This window comes from Rhizobium metallidurans (assembly GCF_014196505.1).
Lineage (GTDB): Bacteria > Pseudomonadota > Alphaproteobacteria > Rhizobiales > Rhizobiaceae > Rhizobium > Rhizobium metallidurans.
The window spans coordinates 70,827-89,218 of record NZ_JACIDW010000006.1 but is presented as its reverse complement, the minus strand read 5'-3'; the positions used below and the strand labels follow the sequence as shown (position 1 = coordinate 89,218).

Below are 18,392 nucleotides of genomic sequence, written 5' to 3'. Positions count from 1 at the left end.
CTAGGCATCCGCCCGTTCTTAGGGGCTGCGACCTTATAGACCGAAAATCGTGGCCTGCGAGCCCCATAATTTGGTAGCCGGCCACACCCTTCAACCCCACGATTGCGGTACTTTGACCATGCCCCGGATTGATGTACTGAACATGACGTCGTGGGAGAAAAGCACATGGACGAAGTCGGTTGCATCGTCGCCGGTGCCGGCGTGATCGGGCTGGCGATCGCGCGCGAAGCGGCGATGCGCGGACTGGACACGCTCGTCATCGAGGCCAATCCGATGATCGGCATGGAGACCAGCTCCCGCAATTCCGAAGTCATCCACGCCGGCATCTACTATCCACCGGGATCGCTGAAGGCGCGGCTCTGCATCGAGGGCCGCGGAAAGCTCTATCGCTATGCCGAGGACAGGCGCATCCCCCATGCCCGCTGCGGCAAGTTCATCGTCGCGACCAGCCCGTCGCAGGTCGGGAAACTCGAGGCCATCCGCTTGAAGGCGGTCGAATGCGGCGTCGATGATCTGGTGCTGATCTCCGGCGAGGAAGCGATGGCGCGCGAACCGGCGCTCCGTTGCGTCGCCGCCCTCGTCTCGCCCTCGACCGGCATCATCGACAGCCACGCGCTGATGCTCTCCTTGCGGGGCGATGCCGAGGACGCCGGCGCCTTCATCGCTCTCAACACCGAGATCGTGTCAGGCGAGGCCGCCGACAATCGCTTCGTCCTGCGCACCCGCGACAAGACGAGCGGCGAGGAATACGACATATCATCGCGCCACTTCATCAACGCCGCCGGCCTGCGCGCCAACGATCTCGCCCGGCTCGTCTCCGGCTTGGACCACGCCACGGTGCCCAGGCTCCAGCTTGCCAAGGGCAATTACTTTTCCGCCCCGACACGCAACGTCTTCTCGCGGCTGATCTATCCGGTACCCGAGGATGGCGGTCTCGGCGTTCACCTGACGATGGATCTCGGCGGCTCCATCCGCTTCGGGCCCGATGTCGAATGGATCGACGCGATCGACTACGAGGTCGATCCGACCCGCTGCGAGCGGTTCTACGACGAGATCCGGCGCTACTGGCCCGGCCTGCCCGACAATTGCCTGCAGCCGGCCTATAGCGGCATCCGCCCGAAACTCTCCGGCCCCGGCCAGCCCGCCGCCGACTTCGCCATTCACGGCCCAGCCGTGCACGGCATAAATGGCATGGTGCATCTCTATGGAATCGAGAGCCCGGGCCTGACTTCGTCACTGGCGATCGCCGAACACGTCGTGTCCGGGATCGCCGCCTGAGAGGCTACGCGCAAAACCTGTCTCCAACCTTCGGATAGTGGCTTCATCCCGCAATTCGGGGTAGATTGCGCTGTCAGAAGAGCAACTTGCGGAGCGCGTGCCGTGAAAACGATTACCGACAGGGAGCTGGCCGAGCGCCTGCGTCAGGCGCTTGATATGCTCGACAATGGCATGCCCTCAAGCAAACGCGCGCTCAACATCTACGAGATGGTGATCCGTGTTCTCGACACCGGTGCGCGCGTGCTTGAAGATGAGCAGTTTCGCTCCACCGCCAACGACAACCCCGGCAAGCCCTGAACGGCGCTCACGCCCTACCCCCTGATCCGCGCCAGGACGCGATCGAGCGCCGCGATCAGCGCCTCGCTGCCGCCCTTGCGGTCGAAGTCATCGAATACCTGTTCGTTTAGGCCGCCCTTGGTGGAGAACTCCTCCTTCAGCGTCTCAAGCGGCGTGTCGCCATGCTTGACCGCCGTCTGCGCCAGGCTGAGGAACAGTGGCGCCAGATAGGCCCGCGCCTTCTCCTTCGCCATCCCCTGATCGGCGAGCCAGCCGGTGGTGCGATCGAGGATGCCGAAATAGCTGGCCATCAACGCGCTCGCCGCCGCCAGCAGGTCGTATTCCGCCCGCGTCTCGCATGCCACCGTGCTGCCGAGGGCCGAAAAGATCGCCGCAACCGTGTCGTTCTCGGGAAAGATCGCCGTCACCCCGGCGCGCTCGGCGACGAATGGCAGCGGAATGGCCTGGGTGATCGCCACCGGCGCATCGATCCAGCCCTCGAGCGTCGCCCGGTCCGTTGCCGCAATGACGCTGACCACGCTCTGTGAGGCGCGAAAGCGCAAGGGCTTGATCACCGCCTCGGCGATCTGCGGCCGGATGGCCAGGAACAGGACATCGGCGGCATCGACCACGGCCTGGTTGTCGGCGCCGATTTCGACCAGCGGCGACGATTTCGCAAGCCGTGCCGCGATCTCGCCATTGCGCGGCGAGACAATGATGCGCGTGAGGTCGAGCGAGGAGCCGAGCATCCCCTTGACCATGGCCTCGGTGATCGCCCCCGTGCCCAAGAACCCGATCTTCATAGCAACTCCTCCTCTGCCATTTACCGGCGCGCATCCTCAGCGTATCGGCCTCTACCGACCATGGGGACATCAACAAAAAACCGCCGGATTGCTCCGGCGGTTCTGGTGTCTGGTCTGGAAGCAGACTCAGTTCGCGTCGAACTTGCGCACTTCCATGAAATTGACCGCCGTACCGCTGAAGCGGCCCGTGTCGATCGACGCCGTCTTGGTGAAGCCCTCGGCATAGACCGCCTTCGGCTGCGCACGCAACGTCTGGCTGACGAAACGCGGTGCCTTGACCGGCTTGGTGACCATTTCCATGCGCGCGTTGCTCAGCGCCCATTGCGAGATGATCTTCTGCGTCAGCTTCGGCTCGGTGGTAACGGTCGCACGGCTGGCATCGGCCTCGGCGGCCTGGTTCTTGGTCGGGCGGCCACCCTTGGTGGAAAGGCCCTGAGTGGCGCCGGGCTCGATCGCCGGCTTCGGCGTATCGAAGACATCGCCGAAGCTTGCCGACTTGGTCGGCGGAGCAAGGGCGGCCAGTTGGACCGGCGGCTTTTCAGCCGGAACCTTTTGCGGCATGGCCGCGTTTATAGCCTGTTCGACACTCGATACCGGCGGCTGGTTGGCCGCAAGCTGGCCACTATTGGCATTGTGCTGCTGGTTGAGAGCGTCGGCGACAGCAGGTGAAAGCGTATCCTGCTGATCCGCCTCGTCATCGCCAGCTTCCGGACCGGCATTCGCCGCGGCCAGGAGCTTCTCTGCCAGGGCCGGACGCTCGACCGGTGTCGGCACGCCCGCGAGATTCCCCGTCATCGCGGCAGCCGGATCGGCTGAAGCGACTTCCGCGTCTCCAGGAGAACGACGCGCGCCGAGGAGCGAAGGCACGGGAATGCTATAGCCGCTCAGATCGGCGAAGCTCTGCTGACCCTGAACGGTCACAGCGGCAAGCGCATCCTGCGCGGCGTTGCCGGATTGCGGAGCGACGAGGGCGTTGGCCACTTCGCTGCCGCCAGGCTGATTTGCGAACGCCGGCCGCACCTGCGGGATCGGCGCGTTCACGCTTGCGACCTCGGTCTGCTGCTGCGCGGCCGCCTCGGCGGGAGCACCCTGGCTCGGGTCAGCCGCGTTCGGCATGTCGGCGGCCTTCGGCGGCGTTGCCTTGGCAACGGCGACGGGCGCGCTGTCTTCCGCGCTATCTTCCGCATCATCCTCGCCACCGCCAAACAGGGCAGCGAACAGGGTCTTCGGTCGCTTCCGCTCTTCGGCGGACGAACCGGCGTAAGCGCCCGAGCTTGCCATCTGCACGGAGCTGTCGCTGACGCGGCGCTTGTAATCGGCGACGGCCTGCTCATACCCCGGCAGCGGCTTGCCGTCGGCCGGGATGTGCATGGTATTGCCGTTCGGGAACAGGCGCACAAGCTCGTCGCGGGTCATGCGCGGCCAGGCGCGAACACCACCGACATCCATGTGCACGAAAGGCGAACCCGATTTCGGATAGAAACCAACGCCGCCGACCTGCATCTTCATGCCGATGCCGCGCAAGGTCGCGAGCTTGACGTCGGGAATGAAGAAGTCCATGGCCTTGCCGAGCATATGCTGGCTCTTTTCCGCAACGCCGGAATTACGCGAACGGCCCTTGAGCATCGCGTTGGTTGCCGGTGAGCGGAAGCCGCAGACGACGCTGATATATTCCCGGGAACCGCTCTGGCGGTAGACTTCCCAGATCAGATCGAAAAGGCGCGGGTCCATCTTCGTCGGCTGGTTCTTGCGCCAGTCGCGAAGGAAGCGGTTCAACTGCTCGAGACCCTTGGGGTCGAAGCGGCCGTTGCGCTTGTAGGTGATGACAGCCTTTTCACCCGTATTGATGAAATAAAGCTTGAGACTACGCGTCTCGCCGGCCGCCTGCGAGGGCGAACTCACAATGACGGGCGACGAAACTGCAACTGCGAGAAGGGCGGCCATAGCCGTCCTTGTCACCTTTCCGCAAAGGTCTGCGCACCTAGTGCGCCATGTCAGGCGCGAAGGCTTCGTATTCCAATTCAGATCCGGCAAACTCAATCCCCGTCAGACAGCCGATGGTCCCTCAATCTGACCCTTGACTGTTAAATGCGGTCACACGATGGCAAAAATGCCACACATGATCAACCTTTTCTTTACATAGTGAACAGGCCACTAACAAGTGGTTTATGATTGGTAACAAAAGATGATTGCCGGAATCTTAACTGATACACCCTATGCAGCGTCCTTTTGCGGGTTGTCCGGGTCAATTCCGTAGTCCTTCAACTTTCTGTAAAGCGTCGAGCGACCGATGCCCAGTTTGCGTGCAACCTGGCTCATCTGACCGCGATAGAACTTCAGCGCGAATCGGATCAGCTCTTCCTCGACGTCGGCAAGCTTGCGCACGTCGCCGGCCGGATTGGTGCTCGAGATCGCGTTGTCGGGTGCGTCGTTGATCCGCGCCGCGACATTGTCGGCCACCGTCTGCGAGACGCCGAATTCGGCGGCGGCGATCTCGCCGAGGCGAACATTGCTGCTGTTGTCGGCAACCAGCGCCAGATGATCGACGACATCGTATTCCGGCAGCTGCGCGGCGATCTGCGGAAAATCGGCCTCCGTCAGTTCCGGACCGTCGGCCAGAACCACGGCGCGGAAGATCGCGTTCTCCAGCTGGCGGATGTTGCCTGGCCAGTCGTAGGCCGTGAGCAGCGCCAGCGCGCCGGCATTGACCGTCATGCGGTTGCCGTTCTTCTGCTCGCTCGAGAAGCGTTCCGTGAACACCCGCACCAGATGCGGAATATCCTCCTTGCGCTTGCGCAGCGCCGGGATGGTGATGGGGAACACGTTGAGGCGATAGTAGAGATCTTCGCGGAAGTGGCCGTTCTTGACCTCTTCGATCAGATCCTTGTTGGTCGCCGAGATCAGGCGGACGTTGACCTTGTGCGCGGTGCGCGCGCCGACGGTCTCGATCTCGCCCTGCTGCACGGCGCGCAACAGCTTCACCTGCACGTCGAGCGGCAGGTCGCCGATCTCGTCGAGGAAGATGGTACCGCCGTCGGCTTCCATGAACTTGCCGACATGCCGCTCCGTGGCGCCCGTAAACGCACCCTTCTCATGGCCGAACAGGATGCTCTCGACCAGATTGTGCGGAATGGCGCCACAGTTGACGGTGACGAATGGCTTGCCGGAGCGGTCGCTGCCGGACTGGATGGCGCGGGCCACCAGTTCCTTGCCGACGCCGGATTCACCTTCGAGCACGACGGGAATGTTGGATTGCGCGGCGCGCTGGGCGAGATCCAGCACCCGGATCATCGCCGGGCTTGCCGAGACGATATCGTCGAAGCCGACGGCACCCGAGCGCGAACGTCGCCCGGCACGCGCCTTGACCTCGCGCTGATCGAGCTTCAGCGCATTGGCGATCGAATTGGAAATCCGCTCCGGCGACACCGGCTTGACGACGAAATCGAAGGCGCCGGCGCGCATCGCCTGCACCACCGTCTCGATTCCCCCCTGCCCGGTCTGCACGATCACGGGAATTTGCGTACCGAACGCATGGATTGCCTCGAGAAACTCGAGACCTGTCATCTCGGGCATCATCAGGTCGAGAACGATGACGTTGTAGAGGCCGCTGCCCCTCTTCACCATCTCAAGACCGATCCGGCCATTCTCTGCCTGGTGGACGACGTGTCCGTGACGCTCGATGGCGTTCTTAAGCAGTCTGCGCTGTACAGGATCGTCCTCGACGACAAGTATCTGCGCTGCACCCTTGTGCTCGTTGTAACCGGTCATTGCTGCCTCACTTCATGCGAAACCTTGGATGGCAATGTCGCAGAAAGGCTTGAACATCCAGTTTTGAGAAATAATCGCATTTTAACGTTTGTGACGAAGGCGGATTCGCCTCGAAACGACGCTCCCGCGCGACGAAAAGCCCCTTGATGCCAAGGCTTTGGGCGCTTAGACAGTCAGACCTGTCGTAAAATAGGAAGAGGATCCCGCTCATGAAAAACCCGCTCTTCGGCGCCGAATGCAACTTTTCGGTAAGCAATGCCGGTTCCGCGAAGGCGATCGAACTTGGCGACCTCCCGACCTGGAAGCTTGAAGACCTCTATCCCTCCGCCACCTCCGACGCCTTCAAGGCCGACATGGCGAAAGCCGAAAAGGATTCTCTTGCCTTCGAAGCCAAATGGAAGGGCAAGCTCTCGGACGCCGCGACGAAAAAGGGTGCCGACGGCATCGGCCAGGCGCTGAAGGAATATGAAGCGCTCGACGACATCGTCGGCCGCCTCGGCTCGTTCGCCGGCCTCACCTATTTTTCCGACACGTCGAGCCCCGCAAACGGCAAGCTCTACGGCGACGTGCAGGCGAAGATCACCGATTTCTCCGGCCACCTGCTGTTCTTCGCGCTCGAATTGAACCGCATCGACGACGCCGTGATCGACGCCTGCATGAAGAACGACCCCGATGCAGGCCACTACCGCCCCTGGCTGGTCGATCTGCGCAAGGACAAGCCCTACCAGCTCGACGACAGACTGGAACAGCTCTTCCTCGAGAAGTCGATGACCTCGGCCGCCGCCTTCAACCGCCTGTTCGACGAGACCATGGCCGAACTGCGCTTCGAGGTGGATGGCGAGATGCTGTCGATCGAGGTGACGCTCAACATGCTGCAGGACCGCGACCCCGAGGTGCGCCGCAAGGGTGCCATGGCGCTCGCCAAGACCTTCAAGGACAATCTGCGCATCTTCACGCTGATCACCAACACGCTCGCCAAGGACAAGGACATTTCCGACCGCTGGCGCGGCTTCGACGACATCGCCGATTCGAGACACCTCGCCAACCGCGTCGAGCGCGATGTGGTCGATGCGCTGGCCGCCGCCGTCCGCGACGCCTATCCGCGCCTGTCGCACCGCTACTACGCGATGAAGGCCAAGTGGCTCGGAATGGATCAGATGGAGTTCTGGGACCGCAACGCGCCGCTTCCGGAAACCTCCAACACCGTCATTTCCTGGACGGAGGCCAAGGACACGGTGCTATCCGCCTACTGCAACTTCGCCCCCGAGATGGCCGCGATCGCCAAGCGCTTCTTCGACGAGGAGTGGATCGATGCTCCCGTTCGCCCCGGCAAGGCGCCGGGCGCCTTCGCGCACCCGACCGTTCCCTCCGCCCACCCTTATGTGCTCGTCAACTATCTCGGCAAGCCGCGTGACGTGATGACGCTCGCCCATGAACTCGGCCACGGCGTCCACCAGGTGCTGGCCGGCGGCCAGGGCGCGCTGATGTGCCAGACGCCGCTGACGCTTGCCGAAACCGCTTCCGTCTTCGGCGAAATGCTGACCTTCCGCGCCCTTCTCGACAAGACCAGGGACAAGCGCGAGCGCAAGGCGATGCTCGCCCAGAAGGTCGAGGACATGATCAACACGGTCGTGCGCCAGATCGCCTTCTACGAATTCGAGCGCAAGGTTCACACCGCCCGCAAGGAAGGCGAGCTCACGGCCGAGCAGATCGGCGAGCTATGGCTGTCGGTGCAGGCCGAAAGCCTCGGCCCGGCGATCAGGATCTCCGAGGGCTACGAGACCTACTGGACCTACATCCCCCACTTCATCCACTCGCCCTTCTATGTCTACGCCTATGCCTTCGGCGACTGCCTGGTAAACTCGCTCTACGCCGTCTACCAGAAGGCGGATCAGGGCTTTCAGGACAAGTATTTCGAGCTCCTGAAGGCGGGCGGCACCAAGCATCACTCCGAACTCCTCAAGCCCTTCGGCCTCGACGCCACCGATCCGTCGTTCTGGAGCAAGGGTTTGTCGATGATCGAGGGGCTGATCGACGAGCTGGAAGCGCTAGATAAGGGCTGAGGTGGAAGGAAGCGCCAGTAGCGTGCTTCTCACGCCACGGAAACAAGAGATGGGGCGTTACGCCGCCACAGGTCTCTTCTCCCCGATGGGGAGAAGTGCCGGAGCGTAGCGAGGCGATGAGGGGGCGGAGCGGAAGCGACGCCTTGAGCGAATGCGATAGGCAATTGCGCCCGTGGCCCCCTCATCCGCCTGCCGGCACCTTCTCCCCGTCGGGGAGAAGGGAGGTCGTCGCACCGCCCCGCTTCAGAAACAGGACCCAGCATGAACGGGCGCGCCCCCCACATCCTCTTCCGCGACGACACAACCGGCCAAGTCATGCTCTTCGCAGACCCGGCCGAGATCATCGTCGCCCACACCCGCGCCGAGGTCTTTGCCGGCCTCGCCCGCATGGAGAAGGCCAAGGCATCCGGAAAGTGGCTCGCCGGCTACATTTCTTATGAGGCCGGCCACCTCTTCGAGGACAAGCTCGCCGGTTTCGCCATCGACAACCGCGAAACCCCACTTCTCTGCTTCGGCGTCTTCGACCACCCGCAGCCGGACGGCCACCCCCTCGCCCAGCCAACACAACGCCTCGAAAACGAAGAGTTCCTGACGGCGCCGAAAGCCGCATGGAATTTCTGCACCTACAAGAACCGCTTCGACCGCCTCCACCACCACCTCATGCAGGGTGATGGCTACCAGGCCAATCTCACCATGCCGATTACGGCCCGCTGGTCCGGCGACCCGCGCGCGGCCTTCTGGTCGCTGATATCGCGCCAGCCGGTGAAATACGGCGCGCTGGTCGATCTCGGCGGCCCGGTCATCCTGTCGCGCTCGCCCGAGCTCTTCTTCCGCACCGACGAGGAAGGCTGGATCGAGACGCATCCGATGAAGGGCACCGCAAGGCGCGGCGACACCCCCGCAGAGGACGAGGCGATCAGGCAAGCCATGCTCGCCGACATCAAGACGCAGGCCGAAAACCGCATGATCGTCGACCTCCTGCGCAACGATATCTCCCGCATCACGGAAGTCGGCACGCTCGACGTCCCAAAACTCTTCGACATCGAGACTTATCCTACGGTGCACCAGATGGTGAGCCACGTGCAGGCAAAGCTCCTGCCCAACCTCGAAATCCGCGACATTCTCGCCGCCCTTTTCCCCTGCGGCTCGATCACGGGCGCCCCCAAGATCAGCGCCATGACCATCCTGCATGAACTGGAGGACGGCCCGCGCGACGTCTATTGCGGCGCGATCGGCATGATCGCGCCATCGGGCGCCATGCGCTTCTCCGTCGCCATCCGCACGCTGACGCTCTTCGACGACGGCCGCGCCGTCTTCAATGTCGGCGGTGGCATCGTCATCGATTCAACCGCGGCAGCCGAATACGAGGAGTGCCTCCTGAAGGCCCGCTTCGCCATCGGCGACCAGCCAATCGCAGGGACAGGGAGCGTCTGACCGTGGCCGATTTCTCGCTGATCGAAACCCTGCGCTACGAGCCCGACACCGGCTTCATTCGCCTGCGCCTGCATCTCGCCCGCCTCACCCGCTCCGCCCGCCGCATCGGCTTTCCGCAGCCGCTGGGCGCGCTCGAAAGATTGCAGCAAGCCGTCGCCGGCGCCACATCGCCGCAGCGCGTCAGGCTGACCTTCGACGAAAACGCGAATATCGCGGTCACCACCGCCCCCTTCACGCCGCTTGCGCCCGATACGATCTGGACCATCCGCATCGCCGATCAACGGCTGGACTCCACCGACAAACTGCTGCGCATCAAGACCACGCGCCGGGCGGTCTACGATCGGGCGAGAGCTGAATACGCCACCGATGAAGCCGACGAGGTGCTGATGCTGAACGAGCGCGGCGAGGCCTGCGAGGGCACGATCACCTCGATCTTCCTCGACGACGGCTCCGGCCTCCTGCGCACGCCGCCGATCTCCTGCGGCCTGCTGGCTGGTGTATTGCGCACCGAACTCATCTGCCAGCGCAAGGCCCGCGTCGGCCGCATCACGCGCGATGACCTGAAAACGGGAAAACTCTACGTCGGCAATTCGCTGCGCGGGTTGATACCGGCAAAGATCGTGCTTTAAGCCACGATCCGCAATCGATCCCGCCCGCCCTGCTTGGCATGATAGAGCGCCTCGTCGGCGCGCGCGTAAAGCTCGCGCGCCGTGTCGCCGGGGTGCAGTTCCGCGAGTCCCGCCGAGCAGGTGTAGGAAAAACCCGGCGCGTTCAGGATCGGCCTGGCGCCACGCACCGTGGTCAGGATCCGCTCGATGATCAGCTCACCCTGCGCCAAGGTCGTATCGGGCAGGATCAGCATGAACTCCTCGCCGCCGATCCGCCCGAAACTGTCGCGCCGGCGCACGAGGGGATGCACCCGGCGGGCGAAATCGATGAGCACGTCGTCGCCCGTCTGATGCCCGTAGACATCGTTGATGCGCTTGAAGAAATCGAGGTCGATGATGCAGATGCAACCGCCCGCGGAGCGCGAGACGGCCTTGCCGTTGGCGAGATTGTCGAGCGCCGCCATCATGAATCGGCGGTTGGAGACGCTGGTGAGTTCGTCGGTCTGCGAGGCCTTGAGCGCGAAGTCGCGATCCTGCCTGACGTCGCGTTCGCTGGCCTTCAGATGGGTGATGTCGCTGGCGATGCACAGCATCCAGCCATCCTTCTGCACGGTCTCCGTCATCCACAGCCACCGGCCGTCGACCACATCCGTCTCGAAGGCGCGAAACGGCAGCTTGCCACGCCGCGATTGCGCCGAGACCAGCCAGGTCTCGAAGTCGGCGGCGCGGATGATCGTGCCCTTGCCGCTGCTCGTATTGCGGCGCATCAGCTCGGCCCATAGCGGGTATTCCTCCGGCTCCAGTGCGAAGGTCGTGCGAAAGGCCGGGTTTGCGTAGCGCAGGCGGTCGTCCTGATCGTAAAGGGCGATCAGGACAAAACTGTCCTCATGCAATTCCGCAAGCCGCTCCGATATCTGGTTCATCCGATGGTTCCGGGGCGTAGAGATAACGATGATTCGCAGTTTGACGCAAAAATCTGAAAAGATGATGGATGGTTTCGGCGCAATTGCCCTATTCAGGTGTCTCGGAATGCGACGCCTTGGTTCACGAAGGCGATAGCCGGGCTGGGGCAAGGTGAAGCTCACACGTCGCGACTGAGGTCGGTACGCGGTGCCCGCCGCCGACCGTCAAACACCTCGACAATTTCGATATCTCCGTCGCGTATCAAATAGATGAGCGAATAGACGGAATTCGACACAATCAGCCTGCGGGCTTCCTCACGATGGGTTCGCAGGCCAAGATGCGGGCGTTCACCCAATAACTTGGCGGCATTGATGAGCCGTGCCGAAACAGCCCGAGCCGCAGCCGGGTTGAATTGCGCGATATAGCGCTGGATCGCGATCAGATCGTCTCTGGCAAGCGACGACCAGACGACGCTCATCGGCGTTTTTTGCGGATATCGATTTCAGGGGGCGGAAGCTCGTTATCGGTTCCCCAAGATTCGAGCCACTTCGTCATCGCCTCGTTCGAAATAAACTCGCCACTGTCGGCCGCCAAGATGGCCTCATCGATCGCGGCGGCCTGCTCGTCTTGGCGCGCGAGGTAGTCTGCAAGCGCTTCATGCGCGAGCGTGGACGTGTCGCGCTTTGTCACCTGAGCGAGTTTGTCCAACCTCTGCATGAGGGGGTCAGACACACGAAATGAAACAACTTTGCCAGCCATCGCCCGGCCCCTCGTCACCTATTGCCAGCAGGCTAGCAAATCGGCACTTTGCTGACAATGACGCCACCGACCTACACACCCTATGACGGCTCGGCCAGGCCCTTCACCATCGGCCTCATGCCGCTCGATCCCGACCGCTGGATCGAGCCCGATGCCGATTGGGCCCGCTATGTCGGCGAAAAGCGTGCGCTGGTCGAGAGCAGTCGCGACGAGGTCTTCGTGGCCGAAGCCGGCACCGAGGACGCACAGCAGGAAGCACTCGACCTGCTGCGACAACATCTGCGCGAACGCCATCCGCAGCTCCTTCCCAACGTCCCGGACACCGACGCCGACCGCCCTCCGCTGCTCGGCGCCGGCCTGATGATCCAGGATGATCTTGTCATCATGCGCCGAAAGCCGGATGGCTGGCAGCTCGTTGCCGGTTTCGTCGCCTTCCCGTCCTCGTGGTCGCTGCGCGAAAAATTCGGCCGGCCGATGCATGCGATCCATGCGGATGTGCCGGGCTTCGGCGAGGGTACGCGCAACGCCACCCTGATCCACCGCATCTTCGACAATCTGCAGGTCTCCCAAGCGGTCGAGCGGCTGAACTGGTCGGTCAATACCTCGAGCGCCCTCTTCCTGCCGCTGTCCAAGCACCGTCGCCCGCCGCAGGCCGAGCCCTTCACGCTCGCCGACCGCTTCGCCCGCGTCGAGCGCCAGACCTTGCGCAAGCTCCCCCGGTCGGGCGACATCCTCTTTACCATCCGCGTCTACGTCGATCCCATCGCCGCCATCATCAGCCACCCGCGGGCGCAAAGCCTCGCGGCGAGCTTCGCGGCGCAGCTCGAAAGTCTCGACGAGCACCAGACGGCCTACAAGGGGCTGAGCCTGCAGAAGAGCGAACTCGTGGCAAAATTGCACGCGTTTGCAAGCAACGATCGCTTCACCTGATATTTACATTCCCGGCCGGAACGCTCTTTATTGTGACGTGATTTTGTGATTAGAGCCGGTCACCTAGCGGTATTTGAACGATTTCAGATGAATTCTTAGAGGCGTCTCGCCTTCGTCGCCTTCCACAGGAGAAAAGAATGACGGAACAGAACCACCCGGTATATGCCGAAATTACCGGCCCGATCGTCATGATCGGCTTTGGCTCCATCGGCCGCGGCACGCTGCCGCTGATCGAGCGCCACTTCAAGTTCGACAAGAGCCGGATGGTCGTCATCGACCCGCGTGAAGAGCCCTCCGACATGGAGATCCTCAAGCAGCACGGCGTCCGTCACATCAAGGAATACGTGACGAAGGACAACTACAAGGAGCTCCTGAAGCCGCTTCTGACCGAAGGCGAAGGCCAGGGCTTCTGCGTCAACCTCTCGGTCGACACCGGCTCGCTCGACCTGATGAAGCTCTGCCGCAAGCTCGACGTTCTCTACATCGACACCGTCGTCGAGCCGTGGCTCGGCTTCTACTTCGACAAATCCATGAAGAACGCCGACCGCACCAACTACGCGCTGCGCGAAACCGTTCGCAAGGAAAAGGCCAAGAATCCGGGTGGCACGACCGCCGTTTCCACCTGCGGCGCAAACCCGGGCATGGTGTCCTGGTTCGTCAAGCAGGCGCTGGTCAACCTCGCCAACGATACCGGCCTGAAGTTCGACGAACCGGATCAGCATGACCGCGAAGGCTGGGCCAAGCTGATGAAGAAGCTCGGCGTCAAGGGCGTCCACATCGCCGAGCGAGACACGCAGCTGACCAAGAACCCGAAGCCGCTCAACGTCTTCTGGAACACCTGGTCCGTCGAAGGCTTCATCTCCGAAGGCCTGCAGCCGGCCGAACTCGGCTGGGGTACCCACGAAAACTGGATGCCGAAGAACGCCAAGAAGCACAAGAAGGGCTGCAAGGCCGCCATCTACCTCGAGCAGCCGGGCGCCAACACCCGCGTTCGTACCTGGTGCCCGACGCCTGGCCCGCAATACGGCTTCCTCGTCACCCACAACGAGTCGATCTCGATCGCCGATTACTTCACGGTGCGCGACAAGGACGGCGAAGTGACCTTCCGCCCGACCTGCCACTACGCCTACCATCCCGCCAACGACGCCGTTCTGTCGCTGCATGAGATGTTCGGCAACGGCGGCACCGCGCAGCCGGTTCACCACGTTCTCGACGAGCACGAGCTGGTAGACGGCGTCGACGAACTCGGCGTGCTGCTCTACGGCCACGAGAAGAACGCCTACTGGTTCGGCTCGCGCCTGTCGCTCGAAGAGACCCGCCGCATCGCGCCTTACCAGAACGCCACCGGCCTGCAGGTCACCTCGGCGGTCCTGGCCGGCATGGTCTACGCGCTTGAGAACCCGAAGGCCGGCATCGTCGAAGCCGACGAGATCGACTACAAGCGCTGCCTCGAAGTGCAGCTGCCCTACCTCGGCCCGGTCGAAGGTCACTACACCGACTGGACCCCGCTCGATGGCCGCCCGGGTCTCTTCCCCGAGGACATCGACACCAAGGATCCCTGGCAGTTCAAGAACATCCTCGTTCGCTGATAGTAACGAGCAAGATCACGAGATGCCCGCCGCAAGGCGGGCATTTTTGTAACGCCTGCTGTATAAATGCCTTCGCGCCCGCAAGAAGCCTTGCCTTCCCGGAACGCGCGCGCCATGTGTTCGTTAACCAAGCGTTATGTTTTTCGGTCTGAACTTCCGGGAGAAACTTATGAGATCCAGAACCCTCATCGCGATCGCGATTGCCTCGGCGGCCCTCTCGGCCTGCGTTCCGCAGTCACCGCGTCCGATGCCAGTCGCCGCGGCGCCCACGCAATCGGGCGTGGAAGGCTCCTGGTCGGATCCGAACGGCATCATCTCCACCTTCCAGGCCGGCACCTTCACGACGCGCACGACCGACAGCAACCAGATGCTGGCGTCCGGCACCTATATCAACACGTCGCCGACGCTGGTCGAGATCAACATGACCTCGCTGGTGCGCAAGACGCAGTCCAAGGTCAACTGCGCGCTGGTCACCCAGAGCCAGCTCAACTGCACCTCCGACAGCGGCTCGCAGTTCAGCCTGTCGCGCCGCATGTAGGCCGCGTCATACGGACATCAGGAAAGCTCCCCTCGCGGGAGCTTTTTTTGTTTACCGCTCTTGGAATGCACCTTCGCTGTCACAGGTTTTTCTCTTGCGGCCACTAATGGTTGATGGAACCATCGACCGCGTAGGGACGGCGGGGCTTGGGGGACTGTCATCCGGCAAACCGGATCAGGTTCGAGCGCCGCCGATAAAATCAGGAGAACAGGATGACGAAATCGTTTCAATTCGGTCTGCTGACCGCGTCCGTATTGGCGCTGTCGAGCAGCGCCGCCTTTGCCGATTACCAGCTCAATATTCTGCACATCAACGATTTCCATTCGCGCATCGAGGCGATCAACAAGTTCGATTCCACCTGCTCGGCCGAGGAAGAGAGCAAGAAGGAATGCTTCGGCGGCGCCGCCCGCCTGAAGACCGCCATCGACCAGCGCCGCGCGGCACTGTCGGGCCAGAATGTTCTCCTGCTCAGCGCCGGCGACAATTTTCAGGGCTCGCTCTTCTACACCACCTACAAGGGGGCCGTGGAAGCCGAAGTCCTGAACGACATGAAATTCGACGTCATGGCCGTCGGCAATCACGAGTTCGACGACGGTGAGGATGGCCTTGCCGCATTCCTCGACAAGGCGAAATTCCCCGTCGTTTCCGCCAACGTGCTGGCGGCCGACGGCGCCAAGATCGGCGACCGCGTCAAGCCCTCCGTCGTCCTCGAGATCGGCGGCCAGAAGATCGGCATCGTCGGCGCCGTGACCAACGACACAGAGGACCTGGCCTCGCCCGGCCCCAAGATCATGATTGCCGACGACGTGCAGACGATCACCGCCGCCGTGGCGGATCTGAAGAAGCAGGGCGTCAACAAGATCATCGCGCTCACGCATATCGGCTACGGCAGGGAGGTCTCGGAGATCGCCAAGATCCCCGATGTCGACGTCGTGGTCGGCGGCCACTCCCACAGCCTGCTTTCCAACACCGACGCGAAGGCCGAAGGCCCCTATCCGACGATGGTCGACAACCCTGGCGGCTACAAGGTGCCGGTCGTCCAGGCCGCCTCCTACAGCAAGTATCTCGGCGACCTCGTCATCAATTTCGACGACAACGGCGTCGTCACGGGCGCCAAGGGCGATCCGATCCTGATCGACAGCTCGTTCACGCCCGATCCGACGCTCACGACCCGCATCGCCGAACTCGCCAAGCCGATCGAGGAGCTGCGCAAGAAGGTCATCGGCTCCTCCGAAGGCCCGATCGAGGGTGACCGCACGGTCTGCCGCGTCAAGGAATGCTCGATGGGCAACCTCGTCGCCGACGCCATGCTCGAACGCGGCAAGAGCCAGGGCATGCAGATCGCCATCCAGAACGGCGGCGGCCTGCGCGCCTCGATCGATGCCGGTGAGGTCACCCAGGGCGAGGTCATCACCGTCCTGCCCTTCCAGAACACGCTCGCGACCTTCCAGCTTTCAGGCGCGGATATCCGCAAGGCGCTGGAAAACGGTCTCGGCAAGATCGAGGAGGGCGCCGGCCGCTTCCCGCAGGTGTCGGGCATGAAATACAGCTTCGACAAGTCGAAGCCGCCGGGCAGCCGCGTCGTCTCGGTCGACGTCAAGGACGGCGACGCCTTCGTTCCCCTCGACGACGCCAAGACCTATGGCGTGGTCACCAACAACTACATGCGCTCCGGCGGCGATGGCTACTCGATCTTCGCCACGGCGGGCAAGAACGCCTATGACTTCGGCCCCGATCTTGCCGACGTCACCGCCGAGTTCCTCGCCGCCCGCTCGCCCTACAAGCCCTATACGGACGGCCGCGTGACCGAAGTCGCCTCCTCTGCGGCAGCGCCCGCGCCGACCGCATCGGGTACGGCCGCACCGGCCGCCCCCGCGGCGCCGGCAACGTCGGAGGCAACGCCCGCTCCCGCCGCTCCGGCGGCAACGGCACCTTCGACGGAAGCCCCGGCGGCCCTCGCCCCCAACACGCCGACCACCCACGTCATCGCATCGGGCGACACGCTGTGGGATCTCGCCAAGCAGTTCTATGGCGACGGCACGCTCTGGAAGAAGATTTCAGACGCCAACGACAAGCCGACGCCGCGCCGCCTGACGGTTGGCAGGGAGCTGGAGATCCCGTCCAAGTAAGCCTTGCGCGAGAACGCGACACGCTACGACGATTTGTCCCAATGATGTGAGCCGGTCCGGGGTTTCCCGGGCCGGCTTTTGTTCCTATAGGGTGAACCATTCGATCTCCTCCGCGTATGAGCGGTCGAGCAGCTGGATTGGGGTATGGATGACGACCGTTGAGACCACGCACGTTCCGGCGGAACACCCGCCGGTGAAACATGGCAAGGTGGGCGTCCTGCTCGTCAATCTCGGCACGCCCGACGGCACCGACTACACCTCGATGCGCCGCTATCTCAGGGAATTCCTGACCGACAGGCGCGTCATCGAGTGGTCGCGCTGGAAGTGGTATCCGATCCTCTTCGGCATCGTCTTGAACACCCGCCCCGGCAAGGTCGGCAAGGCCTATGAGCTGATCTGGAACCGGGACAAGGACGAAAGCTATCTGCGCACCTATACCCGCAGCCAGTCCGAATTGATGGCCGAGCGCCTCAAGGACCTGGAAAACGTCAAGGTCGACTGGGCCATGCGCTACGGCACACCCTCGATCGCCTCGCGCATCCAGGCGCTGAAGGACGACGGCTGCGACAGGATCGTGCTCTTCCCGCTCTATCCGCAATATGCCGCCGCCACCACCGCGACGGTCAACGACAAGGCCTTCCAGCATCTGCTGAAGATGCGCTGGCAGCCGGCGCTGCGCACCGTGCCAGACTATCACGACGACGACACCTATATCGAAGCGCTGGCCAACTCGATCACCAGGCATCTGTCGACGCTCGACTGGCAACCGGAAAAGATCATCGCCTCCTTCCACGGCATCCCCATGTCCTACTTCCAGAAGGGCGATCCCTATTACTGCCAGTGCCAGAAGACCGCCCGCCTGCTGCGCGAAAAGCTCGGCCTGTCGAAGGACCAGTTCATGATCACCTTCCAGTCCCGCTTCGGACCGGAGGAATGGCTGCAGCCCTACACCGACAAGACGATCGAGCAGCTCGCCAGGGACGGCGTGAAAAAGATCGCCGTCCTGAACCCCGGCTTCGTCTCCGACTGTCTCGAGACGCTCGAGGAAATCGCCGAACAGGCGGCGCATTCCTTCCACAAGAACGGCGGCGAGAAATTCGCCCATATCCCGTGTCTGAACGACAGCGATGATGGCATGGCGGTGCTGGAGAAGGTGGTGCGGCGCGAATTGCTGGGTTGGGTTTGAGGTCAGTTATGCTGCGGCCTGAAACACCCCCTCTGGCCTGCCGGCCATCTCCCCCACAAGGGGGGAGAAGACCAGCGGCACTCGACTGCCTCGATTGCGCACCGAGGGCGAGGCTGGATTAAGCCCTC

The 18,392-nt window shown here is 62.9% G+C and carries 15 protein-coding genes and 2 pseudogenes; 10 read left to right on the top strand and 7 right to left on the bottom strand.

Going from position 1 to position 18,392, the window contains the following annotated elements; translation table 11 throughout:
- The first annotated feature begins 165 nt into the window (after window positions 1-165).
- The gene (locus tag GGQ67_RS12035; protein ID WP_183900406.1) at window positions 166-1,278 is read left to right on the top strand and encodes an NAD(P)/FAD-dependent oxidoreductase; all 1,113 of its coding nucleotides are present in this window, start codon (window positions 166-168) and stop codon (window positions 1,276-1,278) included.
- Between the two features lie 102 nt (window positions 1,279-1,380).
- Entirely contained in the window at window positions 1,381-1,575 is a 195-nt protein-coding gene (locus GGQ67_RS12030) for a hypothetical protein (protein WP_183900405.1), read from the top strand.
- A gap of 14 nt (window positions 1,576-1,589) precedes the next feature.
- Here GGQ67_RS12030 and GGQ67_RS12025 read toward each other — a convergent pair whose 3' ends face one another.
- The 4 genes and pseudogenes from GGQ67_RS12025 to GGQ67_RS12015 form a co-directional block, all read right to left on the bottom strand.
- Window positions 1,590-2,357, bottom strand: coding sequence for a pyrroline-5-carboxylate reductase (locus tag GGQ67_RS12025; RefSeq protein ID WP_183900404.1), 768 nt, complete (start codon window positions 2,355-2,357; stop codon window positions 1,590-1,592).
- A 126-nt stretch (window positions 2,358-2,483) separates the two neighbouring features.
- A complete protein-coding gene (locus GGQ67_RS12020) occupies window positions 2,484-4,391 on the bottom strand; it encodes a peptidoglycan L,D-endopeptidase MepK (protein WP_183900403.1) in 1,908 nt (635 codons plus the stop codon).
- Window positions 4,392-4,571: 180 nt separating this feature from the next.
- Window positions 4,572-4,784 (bottom strand): annotated as a pseudogene (locus tag GGQ67_RS25660) (helix-turn-helix domain-containing protein); the annotation flags it as partial.
- An 86-nt stretch (window positions 4,785-4,870) separates the two neighbouring features.
- Window positions 4,871-6,125, bottom strand: a pseudogene (locus GGQ67_RS12015) (sigma-54-dependent transcriptional regulator); the annotation flags it as partial.
- 209 nt (window positions 6,126-6,334) lie between these two features.
- Between GGQ67_RS12015 and GGQ67_RS12010 the strand changes: the two are divergent.
- From GGQ67_RS12010 to GGQ67_RS12000, 3 genes are all read left to right on the top strand, one after another.
- The gene (locus tag GGQ67_RS12010) at window positions 6,335-8,188 is read left to right on the top strand and encodes a M3 family oligoendopeptidase (protein ID WP_183900401.1); all 1,854 of its coding nucleotides are present in this window, start codon (window positions 6,335-6,337) and stop codon (window positions 8,186-8,188) included.
- A 261-nt stretch (window positions 8,189-8,449) separates the two neighbouring features.
- Window positions 8,450-9,622 (top strand): aminodeoxychorismate synthase component I, encoded by a 1,173-nt coding sequence (locus GGQ67_RS12005; RefSeq protein WP_183900400.1) that lies wholly within the window; start codon window positions 8,450-8,452, stop codon window positions 9,620-9,622.
- A gap of 2 nt (window positions 9,623-9,624) precedes the next feature.
- Window positions 9,625-10,251, top strand: coding sequence for an aminotransferase class IV (locus GGQ67_RS12000; RefSeq protein WP_183900399.1), 627 nt, complete (start codon window positions 9,625-9,627; stop codon window positions 10,249-10,251).
- Here the strand turns inward: GGQ67_RS12000 and GGQ67_RS11995 are convergent.
- The 3 genes from GGQ67_RS11995 to GGQ67_RS11985 form a co-directional block, all read right to left on the bottom strand.
- Window positions 10,248-11,153, bottom strand: a complete 906-nt coding sequence (locus GGQ67_RS11995) for a sensor domain-containing diguanylate cyclase (RefSeq protein ID WP_183900398.1) — start codon at window positions 11,151-11,153, stop codon at window positions 10,248-10,250. The two genes, GGQ67_RS12000 and GGQ67_RS11995, sit on opposite strands and share 4 nt — an antisense overlap.
- Before the next feature lie 158 nt (window positions 11,154-11,311).
- Complete coding sequence (locus GGQ67_RS11990) at window positions 11,312-11,611, bottom strand: type II toxin-antitoxin system RelE/ParE family toxin (protein ID WP_183900397.1); 300 nt, start codon at window positions 11,609-11,611, stop codon at window positions 11,312-11,314.
- The gene (locus GGQ67_RS11985) at window positions 11,608-11,892 is read right to left on the bottom strand and encodes a CopG family ribbon-helix-helix protein (RefSeq protein ID WP_183900396.1); all 285 of its coding nucleotides are present in this window, start codon (window positions 11,890-11,892) and stop codon (window positions 11,608-11,610) included. The genes GGQ67_RS11990 and GGQ67_RS11985 overlap by 4 nt, the downstream gene beginning before the upstream one ends.
- A 57-nt stretch (window positions 11,893-11,949) precedes the next feature.
- Between GGQ67_RS11985 and GGQ67_RS11980 the strand changes: the two genes are divergently transcribed.
- The 5 genes from GGQ67_RS11980 to hemH all read left to right on the top strand — a co-directional run bounded on the left by GGQ67_RS11980 (window position 11,950) and on the right by hemH (window position 18,264).
- A complete protein-coding gene (locus GGQ67_RS11980; protein WP_183900395.1) occupies window positions 11,950-12,822 on the top strand; it encodes a heme-dependent oxidative N-demethylase family protein in 873 nt (290 codons plus the stop codon).
- Window positions 12,823-12,959: 137 nt separating this feature from the next.
- Window positions 12,960-14,411: a homospermidine synthase gene (locus tag GGQ67_RS11975; protein ID WP_183900394.1), complete on the top strand. Its 1,452-nt coding sequence runs from the start codon at window positions 12,960-12,962 to the stop codon at window positions 14,409-14,411.
- 169 nt (window positions 14,412-14,580) lie between these two features.
- The gene (gene omp10 / locus GGQ67_RS11970; protein WP_183900393.1) at window positions 14,581-14,949 is read left to right on the top strand and encodes an outer membrane lipoprotein Omp10; all 369 of its coding nucleotides are present in this window, start codon (window positions 14,581-14,583) and stop codon (window positions 14,947-14,949) included.
- A 212-nt stretch (window positions 14,950-15,161) separates the two neighbouring features.
- On the top strand, window positions 15,162-17,078 hold the full coding sequence (locus tag GGQ67_RS11965) for a bifunctional metallophosphatase/5'-nucleotidase (RefSeq protein WP_183900392.1): 1,917 nt from the start codon (window positions 15,162-15,164) through the stop codon (window positions 17,076-17,078).
- Between the two features lie 148 nt (window positions 17,079-17,226).
- On the top strand, window positions 17,227-18,264 hold the full coding sequence (gene hemH, locus GGQ67_RS11960) for a ferrochelatase (RefSeq protein WP_183900391.1): 1,038 nt from the start codon (window positions 17,227-17,229) through the stop codon (window positions 18,262-18,264).
- Window positions 18,265-18,392 lie beyond the last annotated feature (128 nt).